At 68.5% G+C, this 25451-nt stretch carries 17 protein-coding genes and 7 pseudogenes; 13 read left to right on the plus strand and 11 right to left on the minus strand.

What is annotated here, in order from left to right; all coding sequences use genetic code 11:
• Positions 1-51 precede the first annotated feature (51 nt).
• Together HJD23_RS06415 and HJD23_RS06420 are read left to right on the plus strand one after the other, a co-directional pair.
• Positions 52-892 (plus strand): annotated as a pseudogene (locus tag HJD23_RS06415) (cytochrome c oxidase subunit II).
• Positions 893-1350: 458 nt separating this feature from the next.
• A pseudogene (locus HJD23_RS06420) lies at positions 1351-2083 on the plus strand (succinate dehydrogenase iron-sulfur subunit); the annotation flags it as partial.
• 84 nt (positions 2084-2167) lie between these two features.
• Here the strand turns inward: HJD23_RS06420 and HJD23_RS06425 are convergent.
• Positions 2168-3214, minus strand: a complete 1047-nt coding sequence (locus HJD23_RS06425; RefSeq protein ID WP_171110173.1) for a cytochrome d ubiquinol oxidase subunit II — start codon at positions 3212-3214, stop codon at positions 2168-2170.
• A 29-nt stretch (positions 3215-3243) separates the two neighbouring features.
• Complete coding sequence (locus HJD23_RS06430) at positions 3244-4623, minus strand: cytochrome ubiquinol oxidase subunit I (protein WP_240980644.1); 1380 nt, start codon at positions 4621-4623, stop codon at positions 3244-3246.
• 1055 nt (positions 4624-5678) lie between these two features.
• Here HJD23_RS06430 and HJD23_RS06440 point away from each other — a divergent pair.
• Complete coding sequence (locus HJD23_RS06440) at positions 5679-6392, plus strand: GAF and ANTAR domain-containing protein (protein WP_171110175.1); 714 nt, start codon at positions 5679-5681, stop codon at positions 6390-6392.
• A 180-nt stretch (positions 6393-6572) separates the two neighbouring features.
• On the opposite strand, the gene HJD23_RS06445 is transcribed toward HJD23_RS06440, so the two are convergent.
• On the minus strand, positions 6573-7220 hold the full coding sequence (locus tag HJD23_RS06445; protein ID WP_171110176.1) for a Rho termination factor N-terminal domain-containing protein: 648 nt from the start codon (positions 7218-7220) through the stop codon (positions 6573-6575).
• Between the two features lie 273 nt (positions 7221-7493).
• Between HJD23_RS06445 and HJD23_RS06450 the strand changes: the two genes are divergently transcribed.
• A complete protein-coding gene (locus HJD23_RS06450) occupies positions 7494-8027 on the plus strand; it encodes a hypothetical protein (RefSeq protein WP_171110177.1) in 534 nt (177 codons plus the stop codon).
• A 69-nt stretch (positions 8028-8096) separates the two neighbouring features.
• Here HJD23_RS06450 and HJD23_RS06455 read toward each other — a convergent pair whose 3' ends face one another.
• The 5 genes and pseudogenes from HJD23_RS06455 to HJD23_RS44950 form a co-directional block, all read right to left on the minus strand.
• Positions 8097-8501, minus strand: a complete 405-nt coding sequence (locus HJD23_RS06455) for a hypothetical protein (protein ID WP_171110178.1) — start codon at positions 8499-8501, stop codon at positions 8097-8099.
• Between the two features lie 48 nt (positions 8502-8549).
• Positions 8550-9122, minus strand: a complete 573-nt coding sequence (locus HJD23_RS06460; protein ID WP_206326184.1) for a hypothetical protein — start codon at positions 9120-9122, stop codon at positions 8550-8552.
• A gap of 70 nt (positions 9123-9192) precedes the next feature.
• Positions 9193-9927, minus strand: a complete 735-nt coding sequence (locus HJD23_RS06465) for a DUF2071 domain-containing protein (protein ID WP_171110180.1) — start codon at positions 9925-9927, stop codon at positions 9193-9195.
• 403 nt (positions 9928-10330) lie between these two features.
• Entirely contained in the window at positions 10331-10471 is a 141-nt protein-coding gene (locus tag HJD23_RS43515; RefSeq protein WP_240981026.1) for a hypothetical protein, read from the minus strand.
• A gap of 35 nt (positions 10472-10506) precedes the next feature.
• Positions 10507-10578 (minus strand): annotated as a pseudogene (locus HJD23_RS44950) (GNAT family N-acetyltransferase); the annotation flags it as partial.
• Between the two features lie 138 nt (positions 10579-10716).
• Here HJD23_RS44950 and HJD23_RS06475 point away from each other — a divergent pair.
• Both HJD23_RS06475 and HJD23_RS06480 read left to right on the plus strand, forming a co-directional pair.
• Positions 10717-11124 (plus strand): annotated as a pseudogene (locus HJD23_RS06475) (DUF2231 domain-containing protein); the annotation flags it as partial.
• Positions 11125-11191: 67 nt separating this feature from the next.
• Positions 11192-12004: pseudogene (locus HJD23_RS06480) on the plus strand (IS5 family transposase).
• A 9-nt stretch (positions 12005-12013) separates the two neighbouring features.
• Here HJD23_RS06480 and HJD23_RS06485 read toward each other — a convergent pair.
• Entirely contained in the window at positions 12014-12160 is a 147-nt protein-coding gene (locus tag HJD23_RS06485) for a hypothetical protein (protein ID WP_171107098.1), read from the minus strand.
• 86 nt (positions 12161-12246) lie between these two features.
• Here HJD23_RS06485 and HJD23_RS06490 point away from each other — a divergent pair, with 86 nt between their 5' ends.
• The 4 genes from HJD23_RS06490 to HJD23_RS06505 all read left to right on the plus strand — a co-directional run bounded on the left by HJD23_RS06490 (position 12247) and on the right by HJD23_RS06505 (position 16817).
• Entirely contained in the window at positions 12247-12501 is a 255-nt protein-coding gene (locus HJD23_RS06490; RefSeq protein ID WP_171110413.1) for a hypothetical protein, read from the plus strand.
• A 142-nt stretch (positions 12502-12643) separates the two neighbouring features.
• Positions 12644-14509, plus strand: coding sequence for a caspase family protein (locus HJD23_RS06495; RefSeq protein WP_171110412.1), 1866 nt, complete (start codon positions 12644-12646; stop codon positions 14507-14509).
• A gap of 203 nt (positions 14510-14712) precedes the next feature.
• A complete protein-coding gene (locus HJD23_RS06500; RefSeq protein ID WP_171110411.1) occupies positions 14713-15831 on the plus strand; it encodes a hypothetical protein in 1119 nt (372 codons plus the stop codon).
• Positions 15828-16817, plus strand: coding sequence for an alpha/beta hydrolase (locus tag HJD23_RS06505; protein ID WP_171110410.1), 990 nt, complete (start codon positions 15828-15830; stop codon positions 16815-16817). The genes HJD23_RS06500 and HJD23_RS06505 overlap by 4 nt, the downstream gene beginning before the upstream one ends.
• Positions 16818-16910: 93 nt before the next feature.
• On the opposite strand, the pseudogene HJD23_RS06510 reads toward HJD23_RS06505, so the two are convergent.
• Positions 16911-17088, minus strand: a pseudogene (locus HJD23_RS06510) (transposase family protein); the annotation flags it as partial.
• A 143-nt stretch (positions 17089-17231) separates the two neighbouring features.
• Between HJD23_RS06510 and HJD23_RS06515 the strand changes: the two are divergent.
• Positions 17232-17924 (plus strand): annotated as a pseudogene (locus tag HJD23_RS06515) (transposase); the annotation flags it as partial.
• 450 nt (positions 17925-18374) lie between these two features.
• On the opposite strand, the gene HJD23_RS06520 reads toward HJD23_RS06515, so the two are convergent.
• Complete coding sequence (locus tag HJD23_RS06520; RefSeq protein ID WP_346770300.1) at positions 18375-19694, minus strand: glycosyl hydrolase family 28 protein; 1320 nt, start codon at positions 19692-19694, stop codon at positions 18375-18377.
• Between the two features lie 1133 nt (positions 19695-20827).
• Here HJD23_RS06520 and HJD23_RS06525 point away from each other — a divergent pair.
• Positions 20828-21193, plus strand: coding sequence for a hypothetical protein (locus tag HJD23_RS06525; RefSeq protein WP_171115894.1), 366 nt, complete (start codon positions 20828-20830; stop codon positions 21191-21193).
• Positions 21180-25448 carry a putative Ig domain-containing protein gene (locus HJD23_RS06530; RefSeq protein ID WP_171115892.1) on the plus strand — a complete coding sequence of 1423 codons (4269 nt, stop codon included), beginning with the start codon at positions 21180-21182 and terminating at the stop codon, positions 25446-25448. The genes HJD23_RS06525 and HJD23_RS06530 overlap by 14 nt, the downstream gene beginning before the upstream one ends.
• Positions 25449-25451: the final 3 nt, after the last annotated feature.

Genomic DNA, 25451 nt, shown 5'->3' on the forward strand with positions numbered 1-25451 from the left:
GTCCTGGCGACCGCCACCAGTTGTACGTACAAGGACTTCCCCCGCCTGGGGATGCCCACCCCGGTAACGGAGGAGGCTCCGCGGATCCTTTCCCTGTGGCAGGGGTCCTGGGCAGCTGCGCTGGCCGTGGGAGTGGTGGTCTGGGTGCTGATCCTGTGGGCGGCGATCTTCCACCGGCGCAGCAGGACGAAGGTCGAGGTTCCCCCCGCAGACCCGGTACAACATGCCGATCGAGGCGCTGTACACCACGGTTCCGCTGATCATCGTCTCGGTCCTCTTCTACTTCACCGCCCGCGACGAGTCCGAGCTCCTCGCACTCTCCGAACGGCCGGCCCACACGATCGGCGTGGTCGGCTTCCAGTGGAGCTGGGGCTTCAACTACATCGAGAACGTGGACGGCAAGGCAGATACGGGCAACGCGAACGCCCATCCCGACCTGAGGATCGTTCCGGACAGGTACAGCAAGGACTTCCCCGAAGGCGCCGAAGGTGTCTACGACGTGGGCGTCCCCAGCACCCGCAACCCGCAGACCGGCAATTCCGGCCCGACGCTGTGGCTACCGATGGGCGAGAAGGTCCGGTTCGTCCTGTCCTCGCGTGACGTCATCCATTCTTTCTGGGTGTTGCCGTTCCTGATGAAGCAGGACGTTTTCCCGGGCCACAATGTCAATGCCTTCGAGGTGACCGCCAACCGCGAAGGCACCTTCCGGGGGAAGTGCGCCGAACTTTGCGGGGTCGACCACGCCCGGATGCTGTTCAACGTCAAAGTCGTCACCCCTGATCGCTATCAGCAGCACCTCAAGGAACTGGCCGCCAAGTGGCAGCGCGGCTTCATTCCGGCGGGCATCGACATCACCGATCCGGCCAGAAACGCTGAGCCACGCAAACTGTAAGGACCCCGGGCATGAGCAATGCCACGGCCGTGCCGGGCGGTTGCTGAAGCAGGCAGAGCAAGGTGTGCTCAGGCTCCAGCTCGCTGTGCACGTCGCTGAGGCGGAGAGTCTCGGCCGGCTTCGCCGCTCGGGGAACTCTGCGGCGACGGCCCCGCGCAGGCCGTCAACGAGCCAGCGCCTCATCAGCCAGGAATCGGCGCCACACGGCGTTGATCAGCCGTGGTGCCGAGCGACATGTCCGGTTCAGCCCCATTGGCCCTCCCGTGTACCCGGCGGCTGATGATCGCCGATCGACCGCATGCGTTGGCGCGCGGCGCCGGGTCAGCACCGGGCGTACGGTGGACCGGCGGGGCGTCGCAGCGTTCTGCGGGATGGGGGGTCACCGCGCCTGCGCCTGCCTCGGCCGTCGACCGGTCTGGCAGGCAGCCACCACAGCGAGCGCTGGAGGGCCGCTTCCGATGGCCACGCCGGCTATGGACAGGGCGGAGCAGACTTCCGCCGCGTCCCCGTACATCACGGTCACCTTCCTGATCCGCCGGTTCGACCCGGAGGTCTCCGCGGAGGCGACCTGGCAGGACTTCCTGGTCGAAATCGATCCGAAGGAGCGTCCTCGACGGTCTGCACAAGATCAAGTGGGAGCAGGACGGCTCGCCGACCTTCCGCCGTTCCTGCGCGCACGGCATCTGCGGGTCGATGCCATGCGGATCAACGGCCGTAGCCGGCTGGCGTGCAAGACGCTGATCAACGACATCAAGCCGGGCAAGCCCATCACAGTCGAGCCCATCAAGGGCCTGACCGTGCTGAAGGACCTGGTCGTGGACATGGAGCCGTTCTTCCAGGGCTAGCGGGACGTGATGCCGTTCCTCATCACGACCGGCAACGAGCCCACCCGGGAGCGCCTCCAGTCCGCGGAGGACCGGGAGCGTTTCGACGACACGACCAAGTGCATCCTGTGCGCCGCGTGCACATCGTCGTGCCCGGTCTTCTGGAACGACGGGCTGTACTTCGGTCCGGCGGCGATCGTCCACGCGCACCGCTTCGTCTTCGACAGCGGGGACGACTGAGCCGCGGCTGGAGACCTCAACGGAAATGACGGCGTGTGGCGCTGCCGCACAATCTTCAACTGCACCGCGTGACATCGCCATCACCAAGGCGATCCAGGAAGTGAAACGGGCGCTGATCACACGCCGCGGCTGGGAAGCCCCCGGCTGCCGGTACCGGCACAGCCGAACCGGGCCCTCGGCTCGGTGTTGGTGCAGCCGGCGATGAGCGCCGTCACGTGCTTCTGTCTCCGTCGGTCAGCCCGTCAGCCTGTTCGGCCGGGTGGGGGTGGTCGCGTTGGAAGGTGGCGTACAGCCACCACAGGGACGGCAGCAGGAGGACTGCTCCGACCGCCAGGGAGATCAGGCTGGCCGACAGGACGGTGTCGGTGGCGGCGGCGTCTTGGAGTGTGACGCCGGGCAGCAGCCGGGGATACTGGGCGATTCCCCAGCCCCACAGCAAGCCGGCGACGGCCAGGGCGGCCGTCAGCCGCACTGCCCGAAAATGGCGGCCCCACATCAGCAGGGCCAGGGAGACCAGCCCCGATGCCACGGAGAGGATCAGCAGGGGCAGGGCGCTGCCGGAGGTGAGTTCGGAGTAGAGCGCGGGTGCGTCGGCGTGCAGGACGACGAGCCCGGCCGCGGACAGGGCACCGACGACGAGGCCGGTGAGGAGTGCGCGGCGGCGGAACGCTTCGGTCAGCGGCCTATCACCGGCTCGCTGGGCGTCCCAGGTGAGATAGACCGCGGCGAGGTAGGTGGCGGTTCCCACCGCGAGAGCCCCGCTGATCAGCGAGGTGGGGTTGATCCAGCTGGAGACGGTGTCGCCTTGGGTGATGCCCGGCGGGACCCGGCCGGAGGCCACCGCGCCCGCCACGGTGCCCAGGAAGAAGGGCGTTGCCAGGGAGGAGAAGGCGAAGGTGGCGCCGAAGAGGCGTTGCTGCCAGATCTCCACGCTGACCTTGCGGAAGGCGAAGGCCGCACCGCGGGCGATGATCCCCAGGGCGGCCAGGGTCAGCGGAATGTAGAGGGTGGAGGCGATGGCGGCGAAGACGGGCGGGATACCGGTCCACAGCAGCACGATGACGAAGATCAGCCAGACGTGGTTGGCCTCCCAGACGGGCCCGATGGAGTGCTCCACCAGGTCGCGCTGGGGCCTGCCGCGTCGGGTGGTTCCGGCGAGCAGGTCCCATACCCCGCCGCCGAAGTCGGCACCGCCGAACAACACGTAGGCGGTCAGGCCGATCCACAGCACGGCCAGCGTGGTCTCGGGCAGCGACATGACCGGAGTCCTACCTTCCGCTCGGCGTCTCAGACGACCTTGAACTCGGCGACATCGCGCTCCTGCGGGGCGATCGGCACCGGCTGTGCACGGGCCAAGCGGCGCAGCACATAAACCGTGGCCACGGTCAGCACCAGATACACGACGCTGACCACCACGAATCCCCACACCACTCCGGGTGCGGGGTTGACCGCCTCGGAGGTGCGCATGACGCGGTAGACGATCCAGGGCTGGCGTCCCACCTCCGTGACGACCCATCCGGCCTCCAGCGCCAGTACCGCGGCCGGGCCGGAGAGCGCGGCGGCGCGCAGGAACCACCGGGTACCAGGCAGCCGTTTGCGGCGCCGCCACACCAGGCCCAGCCAGGCGGACAGGGCCAGCAGCGCGAACCCGCAGCCCACCATGATCTGGAACGCCCAGTGGGTGATGTTGACGGGCGGGCGGTCGCGCGCCGGAACCTCGTTCAGCCCCATGATTCGCGCATCCGCGTCGAAGTGCGCCAGCAGGGACAGGCCCCGCGGGATTTCCAGGGCGTAGCGCATCTCGCCGTCGACGGCGATACCGCCCACATGCAGGGGAACGCCGCGCGCGGTGTCGAAGACGCCCTCCATGGCGGCGAGTTTGACGGGCTGGTTGTCCGCCACGAAGTGCGCCGCCCAGTCGCCCACCCCGATCTGCACCGGGGTCACCAGGGCGGCGATCGTGAACGGCACCAAGAAGCCGAGCCGGTGGTACCGGTCGCGGCGGCCTCGCAGCAGGGCGACCGCGTACACACTGGCCATGAGGAAACCGGCCACCATGAACGCGGCGAGGATCATGTGAACGGTCTGCGGCGGGGTCGCCGGATTGAACATCGCCTCCCAGGGATCGACGGCGACGACCCGACCGCCCTGCATCTGGAAGCCCACGGGTTGCTGCATCCAGGCGTTGGCGGCGACCACGAAGAAGGCGCTGGCCACTCCCGCGACGAGGATCGGCAGTGCGGTGAGCATGTGCTGGCGGGGCGGCAGCCGGTCCCAGGCGTACAGGTAGATGCCGAGGAAGATCGCCTCGACGAAGAAGGCGATCCCCTCCAGTGAGAACGGCAGGCCGATGACCTGTCCGTAGGTGCCCATCATCCCGGGCCACAGCAGGCCCATCTCGAACGACAAAATGGTTCCGGACACCGCTCCGACCGCGAACAGCACCCCCATCGCCTTCGCCCACCGCCGCGCCAGCAGCCGGTAGTGAACATCCCCCGTGCGGTGACCGCGCCACTCGGCGAACACGGTGATCGCGGGCATTCCCACCCCCAGGCAGGCGACGATGATGTGCCAGCCCAGCGACAACGCCATCTGCGACCGCGCCGCCCCCAAGCCGCCGGCCTCGGCAGCGGACAGCACGTCCCCCACAAGCGCGGTGCTGCTCACCCGAATTCCTCCTCACGGCAGACATCGGGCTCAGCCCCGGCACACGGGACATGAGACCACCATGGCCCGCAACCCGGTGGCCACCAGGCCGCCCTCCGCGCCAACGTGCAGGAACGCGCCCGATGGAGAACCTCGCGTCCACGACACCCGGGTAGAACCGGCTGACCGCCGCCGGGCAACGCCGCCAAGGTATGGCACCCGACAGGCATGTCACAGCAGCGACGCGACGTCAGCCGCAATCGGCACAGGCTCCGAGCAGCGAGGCCCGCAGAGCCGTCACGTCCCGGCCGCCGAAGCCAAGGCCGCGGCACCGACCGCGGGCGGGGCTGGCCGTCTGCCACCGGAGTGGTGGAGTACAGGGTGGATTCACCTGGCCTCGCAGCCGATGCCGTCACCGTCCCGGTCAAGGCGGTCCGGGTCGTCGGGAGCCGCTCCAGTCGGGGCCTGAACGACCAGAGCAGCCCACATCGGGAACACCAGCGGGAAGCTCGTCCGGGAGGTCCGGGGTGTCCGGGGCAGGTGAGTCAGGCGAGTCGTTCGTTGCCTCTTTCGGGCACCCCCCGCTGGCAAGCTCGTCGTTCCCCCGCATCTGCTGCGGCTTCGGCAGCCGGATCGCACCCTGCGGGACACGGCATGCACGTCCACGTGGCCGTGCCCAGCCGGGAGACGGGCCTGCAGGTCCTGAACCGGATCTTGGTGTGGCGCGGAAGAGAACCTCGGACTTCATCGTTCAACTGTGTGCGGGTACGGAGGGGACAGTGTCCCCGCGCCTCACCTGTCGCCCGTGGGGACGATCGTTCGGCTGAAGCCCCACGGAGCCACTCGCCGAGAGGAGACCACCCTTCGCCCCGCCGCTTGCTCCCCCGGTCGGCCCTCCCCCGAGTCGACCGGGTCTTTCTCACCCGCGGCGACACAGGGCACCCGACATGCGCGGATCGGCGTCCGCCGCAGGCACAGGGGTGGTGAGTCGGCGGTGGCCGTCCGCTCGGATGACACAGGGAGACAACACGTGACGGTGGCATCGGGGCACATGCGTCAGGGCTGCGGAGGGCCGGATGACGGCTGAGGCGACGAAGGCGGTGCGGCTGGTCGCGGAAGCCGCGGCGGGCACCCCCGGCGAGGAGGTTCCCCGGCGGGTGTGCGCGGCGGTGTGCGAGGGACTCGGCGTGGACGGTGCCACCTTGTCGTTGCTCACCGACACCCCCTCCCGGCAGCTGCTCGCCGCGTCGGACGATGCCGCCCTGCTGCTGGAGGAAATCCAGTTCACGGTGCTGGAGGGGCCCTGCATCAGTGCCGCGCAGACCGGCGAGCCCGTGGCCGTGGACGACCTGGGGCAGGAACTGACGCCCTGGCCGCTGTTCGGGGCGATGGCGCGCGAGAAACTCCCGGAAGTGGGCTCGGTGTACGCGCTCCCCCTGTTCTTCGGCGACTACGTCCTCGGGTCGGTAGACATGCTGTCGACACGGCCCCGCGCTCTCGATGAGGACGCCCTGGAGCAGGCGTCCCACGTGGCCGACGCGGTGACGGCGGCGCTCTTGCCCACCCGCGAGATGCTGCTCACGGGGAACGACGCCCCGGCGTGGGAGCCGGAGCAGGTGGTCCGTGCCCACTGGTTCGACACCTCGCGTGCCGTCGGAGCCCTGGCGGCCCGACGGCGGATCAGCCCTGAGGACGCCCTCGCCCTCATGCGCGCCGAGGCCCTCCGCACCGGCAGGTCATTGCCGGACATCACCACGGACATCCTGCGCGACCCGCCCGGTACGTCGTAGGCGCGTGGGTCCAGAGCAACTGCTCAGGCGCCCGTCAGCAGGTCGTGCTCCCGGAGAGCTGCCAGGGACAGCGTCCTGGAGCCGACCTGCTCGAGGCGGCGGCGCCGGACACGACGACCCGGGGCCTTGACCTGTTAAGGCGTGATCTTGCCGGTCCATCCTGGTCACCGATTCGCCGCGCTAGGATCCGCGCTTCCCGCTGATCGCGGCTATGAGCTCCTCCTTGCGCATGTCGTGAACACCGCTGAGACCCTTGTCGCGGGCCATGTCGCGCAGCTCGTCCATGTGCATCCCGCGGAGTTGCTCCTCGGAGACCTCCTGGGACGCCTCGGACGTTCCTGCCCCGCCGCCCATGGAGGCTCCGGCAGGCGTCGTCGCGCTGGGCGGTGACGTGGGGTACCCCTCGCCGGCGTCACTCGAGCCCATCTGCTCGGCCAGCCGACCCAGCAGCTGTTCCGTCTCGCGGCACTCCTTCGCGGACAGCTCGAAGTACGGGGTGCCCTTGAACTCCTCGGCAGCGTCCGCGCTCGCGCGCAGGACGGTGCGGGTCGCCTCGATGATCGCCATCGTCGTCGGCGCGTCGTATCCCGTCTGGCGGGCCAGGATCCGGGCCGCGACTGTACACAGGTCGGCGCAGTCGTTGTCCAGGCGCACGCACTTGATGGACATCACGATCTTTTCCGGGTCCTGCTCGGCGGCGGCCGCGTCGGCGCAGGACAGGCAGACGCCGGCGCACTCGTACAGCTTGTCGACCGCCTCGCCCAGCATCTTGGGCGGCATCCCGGTCTCGGCGGGGTAGGCGTCGAGCAGCTTCTCGACCAAGGACATGGCATCCTCCGTAGATCAGGGGTGGGGTCGGAAATATCCGTTTCGCGTGATTCGCGCCATGGGTACCCGCACCTGCGCTCGCCACCCACTCCGACGGCGTTGTAGCCGGTCGCGGATCTCGCCGGTACTTTGCGCGGCCCATGTGCCGGGCTCGGGCGATATGGGAGAGATAGGCGGCACAGTCGGGGTACTCCCCGCCCACCGGCGCCCACCGGGACGCCCCCGCCGCGCGACCGGTGGGTGAAGGCGGTCGTACCGGGTACTCGCCAGGGCATGATCAAGCGCGCACTGTGGCAGGGACTGCTCGCCGGTACCGCCGGAGGGGTCGCGATGACTCTCGGCGAGAAGATCGAGCAGGCCGTCACCGGCCGGCCCGACTCCCATGTTCCCGCGCGTGTCCTGCAGCGGCTGACTGGTCTGCCCGAACGACCCGGCCCCCAGCCGCTGTCGGTCAACTGGGGCATGCACTACGGCCAGGCCGCCCTCCTCGGGGTGCTCCGGTCGGTCATGGCCCAGGCCGGACTGCGCGGACCGGTCGCCTCCGCCAAGTTCGCCGTCGTCCGCCTCACCAACGACCAGATCCTGGAAAACGCGACCGGCGTCGGCGCCCCACCGCAGACCTGGCCCCGCAAGGAACTCGTCGTGGACCTGCTGCACAAGGCCGTTTACGCCTTCGCCACGGGTGCCGTCGCCGACGCCTTGGCCGCCCGCGGCGGCCCGGGCCCCGGACAGCGCCACGCCACCGCCCGCCCCGGCCGTCACGCCCGCGTCGGACCGCTGCCCCGCAGGCATGCCTACGGGGCATGAATCCGGCAATCGTCACCGGACGGCGCGTCGGGAGCAGCCGTCCGGGCGGTGAGAACGGGAGCCGCTCGTTCACCGTCGGCCGCTCCTGACGTCCCCCGTACTCCGCGCTGGGGACGAACGCAGCCAGGCGGCGATCCATCCGGTCTGCATCGCGGCATCAAGGAGGTACGTCGGCCGGATCCACCCCTTGGGTACGTAGACCAGGTCGACGGCCAGCAGGGTCAGGGCGGTGCCCAGCCCGATGCGGCGGGCGTGGGCCGGGCCCTGCGCGTCCCCGGCCGCAGCGAGCTGGGCGACACCGGCGGAGGCGAGCAGTCCGCCCGTCGTCATCTGCAGCCACACGTCGGTCTTCGGGCCGAAGACCCACTCGAAGCTGCGCAGGTGCAGCAGGGGCCACAGTCCGCCCACGATGTTGAATGCACCGTGCGCGACCGCGAGCGTGTGGGCGGGCTCCCGCGCTCCGGTTCTGTCCAAGGGACATCCCTTCGTAGGTTCCGGCCGGGTACCCCTGCCCAGGCGCCCTCACTCCGGGCCGAGTTCGACCGTCGTCGTGACCCGGGTGACGGAGGGGTTCCTCGGCGCCGAACCGAACCCGAAGCGCACGGGCGGCTCGACCGGTGCCATCGCCCCGAGGTCCGCGCCCTCGTAGGCGGCCGAGACGGCACGGATCGGCAGCAGGTCCCGGGCGCCGTACCACTCCCGGCGGCCCTGCCCGGCGCTGCCGCGGGTGCGCACGCCGGGCAGCAGCAGGCGGGCGGGCCGGTCCGTCAGCGCGTTCCACGCCGGACGGCGGGCGAGCGCGCCGGGTACGGTCCGCAGCGCGAAGCCCAGAAGCCCTCGCCGGCCGGTGGTGAAACGCAGGTCGAGTGGCCCGGCGGTGACGGTCCAGGCGTCGTCCGTGACGCTCACCTCGACCGGGACGACACGGACCGTGTCGAAGACGTAGGTGCCGCTGATGAAGTCCGCTGTCTCGCGCGTGGGGGCCAGCAGCAGCCTGTCCCCGTCGGCCCTCTCCAGCATCACGTCGCTGAACGTCCCGAAGGGCGAGCCCTGCCAGTGTCCGAGCACGATCCGTGTGCCGGAGGAGGTGCCCATGCCCGCGATCCAGCCGTCGAAGCGCACGCGCGGGCGTCGGGTGACGGCGCCGGAATTCCGGCGAGGGGTGTCAGGAAGGCTGGAAGATGCTCTCCGGGACGCACGGCCTGGAGGGCCCGAGCCGTACATACCTGACTCCTTCCGAGAAGTGCACCAGGGGCTCGCCGAGGGGGGCTTCCCGCAGGCCCGCCGCGGCGGTCAGTGTCTCCTCCAGTACATCGACGCCGGCGGTGGCCAGCGGCCATGGCTCGTGCTCGACGGGCGTCTCCCAGAGCATGCCGAGCCTGCGGGTGTACGCCCGCCAGCGCGAGGTCAGCCACACGTCCCGCTCCGTCGGCTCGATCGGGTCGCCAGGCCGGACGACCAGGCGGTAGGAGGCGTCACCGATCCATCGGGAACCGGAGTACGAGACGGTGTCCCCGTCCGTGGATACGCGGAGGGTGCCCGGGTTGTACGGTGCGCCGATGGCGCGGGCCGCCACCATCGGGGGGAAGGCGACCTCGATGGACAGGAACCAGAGCCCGTCCCGGCCGTCACGGTGCCGTACGTACGTGCGCAGGTTGGTCTCCGCGAACGTCGGCAGGCCGGGCAGCGAGGCGGGAACACCGGGTGGTCGCACGTCCGCCATGACAAAGGGAGTGAGCCCCACCCAGGCGGCCCCGTCGTACTCGTCCACGACCAGTCCCCCGGGCAGGAGCGCCTGGACCGCGTCAGGCCTGAACGGCCAGTGGACGAACGTCTGCGTCAGCCAGCCCGCCCGCAGCGCCGGCAGGCGCACCCGCTGCTCTGCTCCGTATGCCACCACGGGCGTCGGGTCCCCCGCGCACGCTCGAAGGAAACCCACGGGCCCCGGCACGGCGGGCGGAACGGCGCCGACCAGATCATCAAGAGGGCCAGGACCCCGGACGTCCGGGCGAAACGCCTCGCCCGGCTCAGGGAAGGTAGTAGGTCTGCCGCAGGAACGCGGCCGTGTCCCGCAGGGCCTGGGTAAGCCCGCCTTGTAGCGCGCGTCCGTGTCGGTGCGCCGGCTTTCGGCCTCCGCCCACTGGTCCAGGCGCAGGGCGATGTCGAGGTGGTTGCGGTAGAGCGTGCCGTGCTCGCCGTCAAGGGCCGCTCGTGCGCGCTCCTCGTCCCAGTCCTCCAGCTCGCCGGTATCGAAATCCAGCAGTTCCTCTCAGGCCGCTGCACGGTTTCCTCCTTCGTTGCCCTCAGACCGAGGACGAGCAGCCCAGTCGTCCCTCCCAGGTACCCGTCATCGGATCCCGGTCGCGTCTGATGACCGGCTTCCACACGACGGCCTTCTGGTCGAGAAACAGGAAGTAGCGTCGCTTCTCCTCACGGTCTGCCACTGCACCTGGTTGAGGCCGAGTGCGCGCGCTGCAGCCAGCACGGCCTTCATCAGCTTCGGACCCACTCCGCGACCCCGGTGGCCGTCCCTCAGGAACAGGCAGTCCATGCCGCCCTACCGCGGCGCGTCCTCGCCCGCCGGCTCGTGACATGGGGCCGTTGCCGGGGTTCAACCGGCCTGGTCGGCCGTTTGCGGTATGCGCAGGTGGGGACCCGGCTGCGCATGACCACGACGCCACGCCGTCGGATGCGGCAGAACCGGGTCCTGAGGCTGCTGGACCGCCTGGAACGTGACCCCCGGGCCGATGCGGTGATCGACGCGATCGGCCGGGGTGTGCGTGCCCTGCCGCTCGGTCGCGGCCGGGACGCGTTGCACGGAAGGTGGCTGGGCCATCCCGTGCATCCGCTGATGGTGCAGGTGCCGATCGGCAGTTGGCTGTCTGCGGCCCTGCTCGATCTACGGCCGGGCCGCTCCCGTGAAACGGAAGTGCTCATCGGCGTCGGCCTGACCGCCGCCGCCCCCGCGGCCCTGGCAGGCTGGGTCGACTGGGCGGAACTGCACCGCCAGCAGCAACGTGTCGGCCTGGTGCATGCCCTGAGCAACGTGACAGCCGTCGCGCTGTACGCCACCTCACTCGCCTGCCGCCTAAGGGGTCCTTGCAGAAAGATCTTCTTGTGGCACGGTGGACATGGACGTGATCCCGTGCTTTGTGGGGGTGACCATGACGCGGCGGAAGCCGTGGGAGGTCAGCGACGAACTGTGGGCGGTGATCGAGCCGCTGCTGCCGAAGCATGAGCGGCGGTTCCGGTACCCGGGGCGCAAGCGCATCGATGACCGCAAGACGCTCCAGGGCGTGCTGTTCGTCCTGTACACCGGTATCCAATGGGAGTACTTGCCGCAGGAGTTGGGGTTCGGCTCGGGTCCTACCTGCTGGCGTCGGCTGGCCGAATGGCAGGAGGCCGGAGTGTGGGAGAAACTCCAGCGGGTGCTGCTGGACCGGCTGCGGGCGGCGGACCGCCTGGACTTCTCCCGCGTCACCGTTGACGCCTCGCACGTGCCGGCCAAGCGGGGCGAAGCAGCCCAAAGTCGGCCCGAGTCCGGTTGACCGTGCACGGCCGGGCTCGAAGCACCACGTGCTGACCGACGCGCACGGCACCCCGCTGCGGGTATCGCACACCGGCGGACACCGCAACGACATCACGCAGCTCCTGCCGCTGGTCGACGGCGTGCCGCCGGTGCGGGCAAGGGGCCGGCCCGGCGCAAGCCCCGCGCGCTGTATGCCGACCGTGGCTACGACCACGACAGCTACCGCCGCCGTCTACGCGAGCGCGGCATCGTCCCGAAGATCGCCCGGCGCGGACAGCCACACGGCTCGGGCCTGGGCCGTGCGCGATGGGTTGCCGAGTCCGCCATCGCCTGGCTCCACGGCCCTCGCCGCTTACGGACCCGCTGGGAAACCCGAGACGACATGCATGACGCCTTCCTTCAGCTCGCACACTGCATGACCCTCGCCCGCAAGCATCCGGCTTTCTGAAAGGACCCCTTAGGGAGTGGTCAGCAATGCCGTAGCCAGAGCGATGGTCGTGCCGGGCGGGGAGACGGGTAGCGCGTTCTCGACCAGGTTGTCGACGATCTGCTCCAACGCGCAACGGTTGTAGGCATAGTGCCCCTGGACTCTCTGACGCGGCATGGAAAGGGGAAGAGAACTGTCAAGGCAGCTGGGAAAAGGCGCAGGAAGAAAACCGCCGCGGGATCGGTCTGTTCATCCTCGGTCTCGTGCTGGTCACCGTCGAGCTGGTCGTCCCCGGCTCTGACAGCTTCGACCCCCGTTTGAATCGGACGCTGGTGACGATTCTGCCGCTCCTCATCCCCTGCATCCTGATCCTCTGGGACATCACCGAGTCCCGCCGCTGCTTCTGGCCGACGAACTACTGCCACTACTTGGCGCCTTGGCGTTACTCTGAACGGGGGACGATGCACAGTGGGGGGCATGATGGCAGGCGCGACGCGTGCTCTCTTGGTCGGTGCTGATTCTTACCCCCAGTCCGGTCTGCGTCTGCCGCCCGGAGCCGAACGCAATGTCAGCGCCTTACACACGGCCTTAACCGATCCGTTGATCGGAGGGCTTCCGCCTGATCTTTGCCAGACAGTCCAGCCAGCGGCAGAAGAGAGCGTGCTGCGCCACCTGACGGAGGCGTCGACCGATGGCGATGGCGATGGCCTGATCGTTTACTGGACAGGACACGCCACCCTCTCCGCCGAGGGTTCGCTCTATCTGGCGCTGCGCGGTTCACGGCACGGCGACCTGAGCACATGGGTGCCAGCACGTCTGGTGGCCGAAGCTATGACCTCTGGCCGCACCAACGCGGCAGACCGGCTACTGATCCTTGACGCATGCTTCTCCTCCTCCACGGGGGTCGTCTCCGGGCACTACGACGCGCTCATCCGGCGCGCGGTCGAGCGCGTGTCGCGTGGCGGCGTAGCCGTATTGTCGTCGATGGGCACCACTCCTACCGGGTTCGCGGCCAACAGCCATGGCCTTTCAGTCTTCACACGCCAGCTGATCGCACAGCTGCAGACCGGTTCCGGTGCCGCGTCCGACGAGCTGCGTCTGGAAACGCTGTCCCGGCGTGTGGGCGTGGAACTCAATCGCAACGGCTACCGGCGTCCCTGTCTGAGGAACGCGACCGCGTTCCTCAGACCACTGACCTCGGCACCGAGCGCGGCCCATCGTGAAGGCTCCGGTCTCCTGCCCGCGCGGACGACCTCGACGCAGCTGACGACCGACGTGATGCGCTACGCCCTTGCCGTGGCGGGCGCTGTTCACACAGACGAGGCCGCGTCCGCCGACCAGCCCTCCCGTGACGCCAACAGGGTCTACCAGGCTCTGTTGAAGAGCCGTTGCGGATTCACCGCACGCAGTTCCACCCTGCTCGACACCCCGCCGACCCGGCAGACCCTGCGCAGCCGCCTCGAGGACATGGCCCGGCAGGGCCGCAACATGCTCCTGGTGTACGTGTCGAGTTGTGGGACCGTCGATGCGGATGCTGACGGTCTCGACCTGAGCCTGGGACTGGCAGGGCAGGAGACCATCTCCGTCAGTGACTTGGTCAGAGATCTGCAGCGCACGCGGGCAGAGCGGGTGACCCTGCTGATCGATGCCTGCCGGTCGCACTCGGTGCATGCGCCGCAGCCTGACGAGTTCGTGGACGGTCCGACGCGTCCACCCTGGGGCAAGCGGGCCGGATTCACGCAACTGGCGATCACGTGGAACACGTCGGCTGCGTCTAGCTGGCTACCTGCCAGCGACCCGCTAGCGCTGTCCGCGCAGGAGCAGTGGCCTGCCTCCGCCTGGGCGGCGTACGCGGGTCTGGTCACCCGACGCCTCCAGCAACCAGCCGATCAGGTCCCCTGGAAGTTCTACTTCCCGGGTCTCGAGATCAGCTGTGTCGACGACCAGGGCCCGATGTCGCCGTGGCTCGCGCAGCCGGCGACGATACTGACGTCCAGAGACGCGGGCGTGGCGCAATGGCTGTTGTCCGACCACCACCTCTACACATCCCTCGCCTGGCCGGCCACCACCCCGGAAGAAGAACGCCTGCGTTCATCAGTACCGGACGGGGAGGTGGGCGCGGAGGCACCGCCGCCAAAGCCCCGCCAGCACTGCGGCCACCGGGCCCGACTGCATCTGCCGGAAGACGATGCCGCCGCGACGGCGGAGGCTGGCGTCCGCGTCACCTTCCAGTATCAGCCTCTCGAAGGCGAACAGGGCAAGCTCACGGCGTCGGAGGCGACGGACGACGCACCGCTGGACATCACACTGCGGATAGATGCCACGGCGGCGATCGTGCGGCCGTCCCTGATCCACACCCATCTCACCGATGAACGCGGATCACCTCCAAGCGACTTCCGCGTGATCCCCCAGTCGCAAGACCCGGTCACGCTGCGCATCGATGTCCTGCGGCGCGCCGACGGGACCTTGATCCAACAGTTAAGGACAGTGCTCCCAGTGGCCGAGGCGGAGGGTTCCAAGCTCTAGCGATGTCGCAAGAACGTGAACTGGACTACTCCGTCACCGCTGATCCGTACGATTCGCTGCGCGCTCTTCCCCGCCTGCGGTCGGAGCAGTGCATGCCACGCAGCCTGCTCCTGACGTTCGACCTCCGCGACGACGGGAGATCGTATGACGTCATGGCCTGGGGTGACGCTCTGCCCTTCGACGGGAACGCCCCCTTCCGCGGGGTGATCCAGCGCAGCAGGGAGGAAATCGCGTCCGAGGTCGGCCTGCTGCTGCGGACCTGGCTGGAGACGGTGGTCAACCGCCGAAGACCGGGCTCTCGGGACTACATCTTCAACGGGTCCCCGGCAACCGATCTGGGTATGGACACCGCCCAAGCCGCGCTGGCCGACATCGGACTCGTCCTAGCCCGGTCGGGACATGCCCTGTTCGAGTTCCTTTTCTCCCGCGGAGACGCGGGGCTTTCCCGCCTGCGTGAAGCCCTGTGTGCCGCGCTCCGATCGGGCCCGCAAGTCGTGACGATCACGTCCAACGACCTCTTCGTGCCGTGGGGGATGCTCTACCTTCCGCCTGATCCCGCAACCCGGCTGCCGCAGAAGTCCGCGGCCTGGGGCTGGAGCGGATTCCTCGGATACACGCACCTCGTCGAGCACAACTTGGGATACGTGGAGAACTACCACCCCCTCATCGAGCACGGAACGGAACGTCCTCAGGCGGGACTTCAGTTCGATCTGCGCATGCAGAACGGTGACGCACCGGGCACCGACCCCATTGGCGCCGTGCGCGCGGTCATCGAAACCCATGCCAATGTCACCGAACGCTCGTACAAGCAGGACCTCGCCGAAGCGCTGAGTGACCCGCGAGTGCACGACCACATCCTTGTCTTCGGCGCCCACGGCTGCGGTGAGCGTCAGGACCAGCGCGGCACCACGCAAGCTCGTCTCACCCTCACCGACGGCGAGTCAATCTGCAGCTCCGACCTCGAATACTGGCGCACCACCAGGCAGGAACGGCTCCCCGACCCGCTGTGCTTCATGATGGTCTGCGAGGGTGGCCGCACCAGAACCTTCGTCCACGAAGGGCTCGGCCGCCCCTTGTTCAACCTCGGCATCGGATGCCTGATAGGCCCCGAGATAGAGATACCGAAGACTTTCGGCAGCCTGTACACCTGCCGGTTCTTCGAGGAGTTCTTCAAGGGCGAGCGCGCCGCGCCCGTGGCACGCAGCCTCACCCACGAATTCCTGACCAAGCACGCCACGCCCCTGGGCCTGGTCTTCACCCTGCTCCGCGGCATCGACAACCGTCTGGTGGAGGCGTCCGCCGCGGCCAAGGAGTCGACATGACAACCGTGGACCTGCTCGATCTCAACGACACCGGTCACCTCCTCGACCCCGAACACGGAGCACCGGTTGCCTCCGAACAGGTGTCGGCGGTCATCGAGAAACACCTGCGACTCCACGAGGAGACCACGGACATCTTCCTCTACGTCCACGGGTGGCGTACGAGCAACGACAAGGCCGAGAAGGCGGCCGCACGGCTCTTCCAACTTGTGGAGGATCTGGCGGAGCAGCAACCGCACGCCTACCCGCGCATCAGCCCGTTCCGACCGCAGTACGTATGTGTACGCTGGCCGTCGGGCAGCGCAGCGACGAAGACCGGTTACCGCACGATCCGCGACCGTACCGCCGCCATGGCCCACAGCGGACACGCCTCCCATGTACTGGCCGCCGTCCTGGGCTACTTCAACGAGCGCCGCACCCTGCCAGAAACCGGCCCGGACGTACTGCGCAGCTCCTACGGGCAATACCTGCACGCCGTCGGCCACTCGTTCGGCGGACGCTTCCTCACCCACGCCATCGAACAGACCAGCAACCGTCTGACGGACGGCCCGGACACGTTCACCTGGCCCTGGAAGTCCAACACATACCCCTGGACCCTCGATAGCCTCACCATCTTCCAGATGGCTGTCCCCGCAGACGCCTTCACCACCGGCCCCTACGCCTGCCTGCTCAACGACAGCGTCCTCAACGCCCCCATCACCATGACGTTCTCCCCCCACGACCGAGCCCTCGGCCTGTGGCATCGCCAGACAGAGAACGGACACAACGGCATCGGCTTTCTTGGGGCGACCGGACCGCAGGAACACCTGCACACCATGCCCCTGCAGCTCACGACCGATAGCTACGCCTTCCCCGCCAGCCGACTTATCAACATCGACGCCAGCGCCTACTACCGCAGCTCGCCGCTGCGGATAGAGGGCGCCCACTCCGACTACTTCCGCCCCGAATCAGCGCACCTTCTTCTCTCGCTGGCCAATCACGCACGCTGACTTCGCCGCCCTCACCTGTGAGTGGGCGGGGTACGAGCCGACAGGGCCCCCAGCGGAACACAGGTGGTCTCTGGAACGAGCCAGTGAGCTCTCTCAGCACTGTCGCTCCAGAGTGAGGACGGCCGCAGCGATTGACGCCATTCGATTCGGACTGCACCCGGACCTGCGGAAGATCTGCCACTGACTTCAGTCGTGCAACTCCGCGCTCGACCGGGGCCCGTGCTGTGGACAGCGCTCGGCTGACGGTTTGCTGGGTCGGCGTCAGGTCACGGCCCCACGGGCGTCTGAGCTTGGTGTTTAACCTCGGCCGTTCACCTGACCCGCTGATCTTGGTTCGTTCCCGGGACAGCAGGGCGGCCGTTCTTCACGCTTCGAGGTGTCGAGCAACGTCGCGTGAAGGAACGGCCGCTGGTGATGAGTCTCGCCCTTGAACAGCCCGCTGACGCCGCGTTGGGTGTCCTGTCCCACTTTCGTGTCGAGTTCTACGACTGCCTCTACACCCGGGCGGACGCGCTCTTCGAGCTCACCGACGCGGTGCTGTGCTCGGACGGCCCGGTGACGTCGCTGGTCGAGTTGACGCTCACGGCCGAGCACCGGCGCGGGCACGGGGCGATGTACGACGCGGTCAACCACGGCTGGCTGGAGCCGCGCCGCCTGCGCAGGCTGCTGGCCTCCGCGCCGCTGCCGCGTGCCGCCGACGGGCGGATCGTGCTCGCGGTGGACGTGAGCAACTGGCTGCGGCCCGACGCCCCCACCAGCCCGGAGTTGCTGTTCTGCCACGTCTACGGGCGGGGCCGCAGCGCGGATCAGTTCATCCCCGGCTGGCCCTATTCCTTCGTCGCCGCGCTGGAGACGGGACGCACGTCTTGGACGGCCGTGCTGGACGCGATCCGGCTGGGGCCGTGTGACGATGCCACTGCGGTGACCGCCGCCCAGCTGCGCGAGGTGGTCACCCGGCTGGTGCACGCCGGGCAGTGGCGGCCGGGCGACGCGGACATCCTCATCGTCATGGACACCGGCTACGACGTCACCCGCCTCGCCTACGTCCTGGCCGACCTGCCCGTCGAACTGGTCGGCCGGCTGCGCTCGGACCGGGTCATGCTCCGGGACGCCGGCCCGCGCCGCTCCACCCCGCGCGGCGGAGACGGTGCGCTCCCCGCTGTCGCTCTTGGGTGTGTCTTCCCAGACCTCGTAGGAGGCCGTGACGAGTTGCTCGCTTATGTGGACGGTGCCGATGGTCAGGTTGGTCTCGCTCCAGGGCAGGCCGGCGACCTCGCCGCGGCACAGGGCGCGGAAGACCATCAGGTGGAAGATCGGGTAAAGCCGATGTTCGGCGACGGCGTCGAGGAACGCTCCGGTCTGTTCGGAGGTCCAGACCATGACCTTGCCCGGCTTCTTGCCTGTGGCTTGCCAGCCGGCTACCCGCTCGTCGGTCCACACCAGCGGCTTGGGGCGGACGTACTTCGGCAGGACGACGCTCTTGGCCCAGTTCTATAGAGGGACGCATGCGCGGCCCAGGTGTCCTCGCAGAGGACTCCGGGGCCTACCGCCGGCGGATTACAGGCCCGCGGCCTCCTCGGTGGTGAGGAAGCGGAGGTTCTGCACGTGCTCGTTGACGAACATGGGCACGCCGTCCGAGGCCAGGTACCACGCCGGCTTGCCCCCGCTGTCGCGGATCACCCTGCCGTTGACACGGAGGTTCTCGAAGGTGACGTCCTTGACGGTGCGCTCCGCGTCGGTCCCGGCGACGATCGACACGTCGGCGTTCTTGCCGTTGTAGCTGAGGTCCTTGATGTAGACGTTCTCGATGCCGCGGCCGGACGCCTTGTTCCACCTCGGGTTGTTGACGACCCGCATGTGGACGAGCTGGCCCCAGCGGAAGTCCTCCACGCGGATGTCGTCGAACCTCACATCCCGGACGAGGTTGCCGTCGGCGGCATTGATGGCGATGCAGCCCTGGGCGTTCACCTGCGGCTCACGGTGGTCGAGGATGTCGATGTTCTCGAAGTTCAGGTTCTCCAGCATCTCGGGGTTGTCGGGGTCGGGGTTGCCGTGCACGGCCATGTTGATCGGGTGGGCCACGTCGGCCCAGAGGGAGCAGTTCTTGACGGTGATGTTGCGGGTGTCGCCGTAGAAGTCCCAGCGGTGGGTGTAGAGGGCGATGCAGTCGTCGGAGGTGCGCAGGAAGCAGCCGTCGATCGTGACGTTCTCGGAGCAGTAGAGCTGGATGCCGTCGCCCCAGCCCTCGCGGCTGAAGGCGCGCAGGTTCTTGATGGTGAGGTTCTGGCACTCGGCCACCCGGATGTTCTCGTACCGGGGGTTGAGGATCGTGATGCCGTCGATCGTGACGTTCTCGCAGTTGCGGATGAACAGTGCGCCCGCCTTGGAGTTGTAGAGCACACCGCGGCCGATCACCCGGGAGTTCTCCACCTCCTCGATTATCACGCGTGCGACGAGGACCGCTCCGGGGGCCAGGTAAACCGTGGTGTTGCCGGGCACCATCAGCTCACCGTTGGTGGGGGTGTGCAGGCCGGGCCCGAAGTACATGACGTGCTTGTCGCCCTCGGCGGGCACGTCCTGTTCGATCGGGTTCGCGAACAGGTGCAGGCAGTCGAAGATCTTGTCGTCGACCTGGACGACGACGTTGCGGGGCCGGTCCAGGGTGAAGCGCGCGGTGCTGCCGAGTACCTCGGGGGTGATGCCGTACGAGTCCGGCCGGATGCGGAACTTCTCGGCGCCGCCCGGGTTGTAGGTGACCTCGACCTCGACGGTGCCGGAGAAGTCGAAGGAGGCCAGGAGGACTTCTGGACCGGGTTCTGGCCGGTGACGGCGTCGATCAGAGCCAGCTTGGCCAGGTAGACGCCGACTCTCTGCCAACTGCCGCCGACCACCGGACCTTGACGGTGAAGGAGTTGTTGACCGGCACCTGCGGCAGGGCCGGGTGGACGACAACGATGTCGCCTGTGGAACCGGTTTCTCCGGTGGCAGCCTGGGCAGTACCCCCGACGCCAGCGGCCATGCTGCTGACAGCAAGGACGCCAGCGGCCTGGAGGGCGGTTCGCCGGGAGAGGGACGAGCTCATGGGGACTCCTTGACGGAACGTGTGCGGGGGTGGCCGTCTGCGGCCGAAGGTGGAAAAGCCCGAGGGTGCGGCCACCTCTGCGGGCTGTCGGGGCGTGCGGGGAGGACATCTGCTTTCGCGGAGGGGGTAGGTGGGCGAGGGGCTGATCCGTCAGGCCGAAATCTGTGGCATGAGCCACGATGGCGTCAAGGGTTCGGCTCGTTTTGACACAACCGGTTTCTATACAGCGTCCTCAGCGACGAGCGGCCACAGCCTCGGAGGCCCGAAGAGCTGCCTCTGCGGCGACGACCGGCCGCTGCGTGCGGAAGGAGGTCACCGACCCGCCCGCGCGGCATACCCGCGGGCTCGTAGCCGCGGCGTGCAGCCGGCCTTCCGCCCGAAATGTCGCCACAAGCGGTGCACCCGCCAGGGCTCCGAGGACCGCATCGAGCGCGTCCTGACGCCTTCCGTGGGCCACCTGAAAATGCGCCACCTGTGCACGCGGCATCCAGGAGATGCAACAAGCGCGTCTGAGCGGACAACAAAGTCCACCAGGTGAACCGCGAAGCAGCTCAACAGGCCCAGGCCGTGGAACGCGCCGTCCTCAGCACCGCCCTGCAGGACTGCGTCTGACACTGTCTCATGGCTTACAGAAACCGGTTCCCCCCAGAGTATCACTGTCCGTCACTCCTCGATGGTCCCAAATTTCATGTTTTCACCTTGAGTGTTGGGCGCTTCAGCAGATTCTCGCGTCCGACATATTGTTCCGCCGTGCAGTCGGCTTTAGCTTCCATAGAGACCGGTTTCTATGGATGGTCCAAACGCCTGAGGGGCTGATGAACGGCGAGCAGGAGAGAGCGGCCGCAGTGGCGGTCATCGCGTATGACGCGGGGCCGGTGCGCCCGCCGGTACCGGCGGTCCCTTAGGGGCTGTCCGGACGCCACTGATCATGCTGCCGCTGAAGCACACTCGCGGCCGGGACACCGCCGGGATCACGCTGCGCACCTACGGCAACGCCTTCGCCAGGAGGGTCACTGCCGGCTCCCACTACTACTACCGCGCCTGTACCCACCCTCGTGCCCGCCTGGACGTGAGTGACGCCCCGCAGGCGAACATCACCCCGCTCACCGACACCGCCCACGGACCTTCACGGACCCTCACGGACCTCCGCCGGCCGACGGCCCCGACGCCGGACACGGCGCAAGGCCACCGGCTGACGGACGCGATACCCGACAACCCCGGATGCCGTGCCGCGCCCGGCTCGTCACGGCCCCAGAAAGGTCTCTGCAATGAAACAAGTCATGGAACGCGCTAGATCGCGCATCACCGCGATAGGCGCGGCACTGGCGCTGACGGCGGGACTCGCCGGGGCGGCTGCGGCGCCCGCCCGAGCCGACGGTTACGAGAGCCTGCTCACCGACCATGTGGTCAAGATCCACGAGACGGTCAGCGACGCCGGATTCGTCCACCCAGGCGTCGGCCTGTCGGCCGAAAACCTGCGCAACGCCCAGGAGATGGTCCGCTCCGGCCAGGAGCCCTGGGCTTCCTACTTCGATGCCATGACGCAGGTCCGGCCATGGGCGCAGAAGGGCTACACCGTCGACAACATGGTCAGGGACAAGCCGGAGGTCCCCGTCACGTCGACCTTCACCGAAGGGGGTCTGCGCGGGCGCCTGACCCGCGACTCCTTCGGGGTCCTCACCCAGGCGCTGCTGTGGATCAACACCGGTGACGAGGTGTACCGCAAGGGCGCGATCATGGGCCTGCGCACCTGGTCGAACATGGACCCCGACGGCTACGCCTACTTTCCCGACGCGCACATCCACACCGGCAAGCCGCTGTCGCAGTTCCTGATGGCCGCCGAGATCATCCGCGCCACCGAACCGGTCCCCGACGACACCGCTGGTACCCACGACGGTTATGACGTGACCTGGGACGCCGACGACGACAAGAAGCTCCTGAACAACCTCGCGAACCCGATCGTCGACGTCTTCAACTTCTCCAACAAGAAGTGGATGAACCAGCACAACTTCGGCCTGTACGGGCGTATCGCCACGGCGATCTACGCCGACGACGTCAAAGGCTACGCAAAGGGTGTCGAGTGGTTCACCAAGAACTCCACCTATGACGGCTACGACAACGGCGCGATGGCGACGCAGATGCCGCTCATCGGGGCCGACCACAAGCTCAACCCCTACGGCAAGGACTTCGTGCAGGTCCGCGAGATGGGCCGCGACCAGGCCCACGGCGAGACCAACATCGACAACTTCGCCGCCCTGGCCCGCTTCCTCGACGTCCAGGGCACCAAGGTCGACCCGGTCGACGGCACCGTCTCGACCGCCGACGACGCGGTGAGCGCCTACTCCTTCCTGGACAACCGCCTGCTGCACGGTGCGGACGCCTTCTACGGCTTCATGATGGGCGCCTGGATCCCCTGGGTCGACGAACAACAGGCCGGCGGCACGCTCTCCCAGGCGTACCGCGGCCGGGTCTTCAACCCACTCTCGGAGCTGTACTACCAGTACAAGTACCGAGAAGGCGTTGACGTCGACGCCGAGGCTCCGTGGCTGGCAGAGCTGCACCGGCGTATGGACGGCCCCTTCTTCCGCTACGGGACCGGCACCAGGAACTTCTGGGCCCCCGGCGACAAGAGCGTCGAGTACTGGGTCGCCTTCCCCGAGGAACTGGCGGGAACGGAGCCGACGCCCGTCGAAGAGACCGAGCTCTCGTTCGGCCGCTACGCCCTGCTGATGGACGAGGGCACCGAGATCGTCACCGAGGACGGCCGCACCTTCGCCCGCGCCCACGCGAACCCGGACGGCACGACCAGCGCCGTCAGCCGGATGATGCGCCCCTATGGCCGCGACATCGGCGTGCTGGTGCGGACCAACGGCCAAGCCACGCTCGATGTGCTCTCCAAGGAGGAGCCGTCCGGCCTGAACCCGGACGAGACCGGACCCGGAACCCTCGGAACGGTGGAACTGCCTGACACGCACGGCGAATGGCGGTACGTCACCTACCCGGCGACCGGGTCCAATGTGCATTACTACCGCGTGACCGGCGCCGAGGGCGTCACCGTCGACTTCGACACCGTCATGTTCGCAGCCAAGGACAACCTCACCGCCCCGCGGTTCGAGCAGACCCGGGACCACTACTACTGGTGGCAGGACGTGGAGGCGGCGTTCGACCTGTCCGCGGTCGACGCGGGCGGTTCGGTCGTCTACTCGGCCGCCGGCCTCCCGGACGGAGCGTCGCTCGACGCCGAGACCGGGACCGTCACCTGGACGCCGACGCCCCAGGACCGCGGACGCTACCCGGTCCAGGTCGTCGCCGACGACGGCGAGTCCATCACGGCGCGCACCTTCGAGCTCGTGGTGTCCAAGAACCGGCCCCGCATGATCGAGGACGCGGTCGCCGACGGCACCGACGAGGACGCCGTCTACACCACCGTCACCCACGAGCCGTACCTGGAGGCGCTCGCCGCGGTCAAGCAGGTCGCCGACGATGAAGGCACCGACGCGGAGTTCCGCGCCGCCTTCGACTCCCTGCTGGACGCCATCGACGCGCTCAGGCTGCTCAACCCGCGCCTGGAGGACGGGACGCTGGACTTCACCGGCATCGTCACGCCGACGGTGATCAACGAGGGCGGGGTACGCAACCTCGCCGACGACGATCACACCACGTTCGGCGGCGACATGCTCGGCACGTTCTTCACGCTCGACTTCGGGCCGGACTACCGGGTCGCCGCATCGCAGTTCGACATGCGGGCGCGGAACCTGTTCCCCAACCGGTACCAGGGCGCGAACGTGTACGGCTCGCTCGACGGCGCCGAATGGACGCTGCTGACCGAGCGGGCGACCTCGAACACGTCCGACTGGGAGCGCATCCCGGTCGTCGCCGACCAGGTCGGCGAGGAGTTCCGGTTCCTGAAGGTCCAGGTCGACATCCGCGGCGAGAAGACCGACCCGGCCTACCCCGACATCTTCTCGATCGCCGAGCTCCACATCCACGGTGAACGCTCCGAATCGGTCAACGGTATCGCCGCGGCCTCGCTGTCCTCCGACGACGCGACCATCGGCCGCGTCACCACCGGCGACAAGGTCACCGTGGCCTTCTCCAGTGAGGAGCCGATCAGCGACGTCGCGGTCACCATCGCCGGGCAGAACGCCAAGGCCGTCAGCGACGACGGCAAGACCTGGACCGCCTCGACGGTGCTCGATGGCGTCACCGGCGGCCGGACGGTCACCGTCGGAATCGATCACACCACCGCCGACGGCGAGGCCGCCGACACGTTCTACGGGACGACCGACGGATCGAAGCTGTGGGCGAGCGACCAGCGCGACCACCTCGATCTGGGCGCCCTCGGCGAGGTCGTCGACCTCAACGGCGACGCCGACGCGAACAAGTCCCGCCACGGACTGAGGATGACCGACGACGACCTGGGCACCGCCAGCGACGTGCGCGCCGTCGACGGCGAGTACTACCTGATCTGGGACTTCGGCGACGGCGTGGCGGTCTCGCTCGACCGGGCAGAGCTGCGGCCGCGCCAGGACGGCTACGGTCTGTCCCGCATGTGGACCCAGACGCTCGAGGGATCGAACGACCTGGTCAATTGGACGCGGCTGACCAAGCCGTCCGAGACCACCCACGACTGGCAGAACCGTTCCTCGCTCGACGACGGCTCCTACCGGTACCTGCGGATCCGCAACGGCACCATCATCAGCGTCGCCGAGCTGCGGATCTACGGCGAGGTCCACCTCGACCTGGCCAAGCTGCTGGCTCGGGCCGAAGCGGTCGACCTGGGCCTGCACTCGCGGGCCTCGGGGATCCTGTTCACCCGGGAAGTGGAGGCGATCAGGGCGGCCGCCGAGAAGGACGGCGCGGACGAGCAGGCGCTCGCCGAGCGGCTCCTCGAGGCTTGGGACCTCCTGGAGGACCCGCCCTCGACGATCATGCCGGTCGACCCGTCCTGGGTGGAGGCCAGCAGCCCGTCCTGGAACGGCTCGCTCGATGCAGCCGCCAACGGCTGGGTCCTGTTCGACGGCGACCCGTCCACGTACACCGACACCAAGACGGCCGAAGGCTGGGTGCGGGTCCTCCCGGACGACGGCCGCGTCCTGACCGTCGAGACCGTCAAGGTCCAACCGCGCCCCGGACACGCGCACCGGGCCAACGGGTTCAAGGTCCAAGGCTCCAACGACGGAGGCAAGGCCTGGGAGACGTTCCTGACACTCTCGACGCCCGCCTCCAGCGGCTGGACCGAGTACCCGCTCGAGGCGCCCGTCAGCTACCAAGCGCTCCGGCTGTACTCGGCGAACGGCTACACGAACCTGTCCGAGCTCCAGTTCCTCCGCGTCCCGGTGGACGTCACCGGACTGGATCTCCTCCTGGAGGAAACCGCCGCGCTGTCCGAGGCCGACTGGACCGCCGAGTCCTGGGCCGACCTGACCGAGGCCCGTAAGGCCGGGCTGGCCCTGCGCGAGACCGGTGCCAACCCGACGCAGGCCGAGGTGGACACCGCGACCGACGCGATCACCGCGGCCGTGGCGGCACTCGTGGCCGCCGGGTGAACG

The organism is Streptomyces sp. Z423-1 (genome assembly GCF_013009255.1).
Classification (GTDB): domain Bacteria; phylum Actinomycetota; class Actinomycetes; order Streptomycetales; family Streptomycetaceae; genus Streptomyces; species Streptomyces gossypiisoli.

What these genes read in the sequence shown, in the direction of transcription:
- HJD23_RS06440 (WP_171110175.1), top strand. Translation starts at nt 5,679, where the DNA reads ATGACGGCTGAGGCGACGAAGGCGGTGCGGCTGGTCGCGGAAGCCGCG.
- HJD23_RS06450 (WP_171110177.1), top strand. Translation starts at nt 7,494, where the DNA reads ATGATCAAGCGCGCACTGTGGCAGGGACTGCTCGCCGGTACCGCCGGA.
- HJD23_RS06460 (WP_206326184.1), bottom strand. Translation starts at nt 9,122, where the DNA reads ATGGGCACCTCCTCCGGCACACGGATCGTGCTCGGACACTGGCAGGGC.
- HJD23_RS06505 (WP_171110410.1), top strand. Translation starts at nt 15,828, where the DNA reads ATGACAACCGTGGACCTGCTCGATCTCAACGACACCGGTCACCTCCTC.
- HJD23_RS06425 (WP_171110173.1), bottom strand. Translation starts at nt 3,214, where the DNA reads ATGTCGCTGCCCGAGACCACGCTGGCCGTGCTGTGGATCGGCCTGACC.
- HJD23_RS06485 (WP_171107098.1), bottom strand. Translation starts at nt 12,160, where the DNA reads ATGCCGCGTCAGAGAGTCCAGGGGCACTATGCCTACAACCGTTGCGCG.
- HJD23_RS06525 (WP_171115894.1), top strand. Translation starts at nt 20,828, where the DNA reads ATGCTGCCGCTGAAGCACACTCGCGGCCGGGACACCGCCGGGATCACG.
- HJD23_RS06530 (WP_171115892.1), top strand. Translation starts at nt 21,180, where the DNA reads ATGGAACGCGCTAGATCGCGCATCACCGCGATAGGCGCGGCACTGGCG.
- HJD23_RS06445 (WP_171110176.1), bottom strand. Translation starts at nt 7,220, where the DNA reads ATGTCCTTGGTCGAGAAGCTGCTCGACGCCTACCCCGCCGAGACCGGG.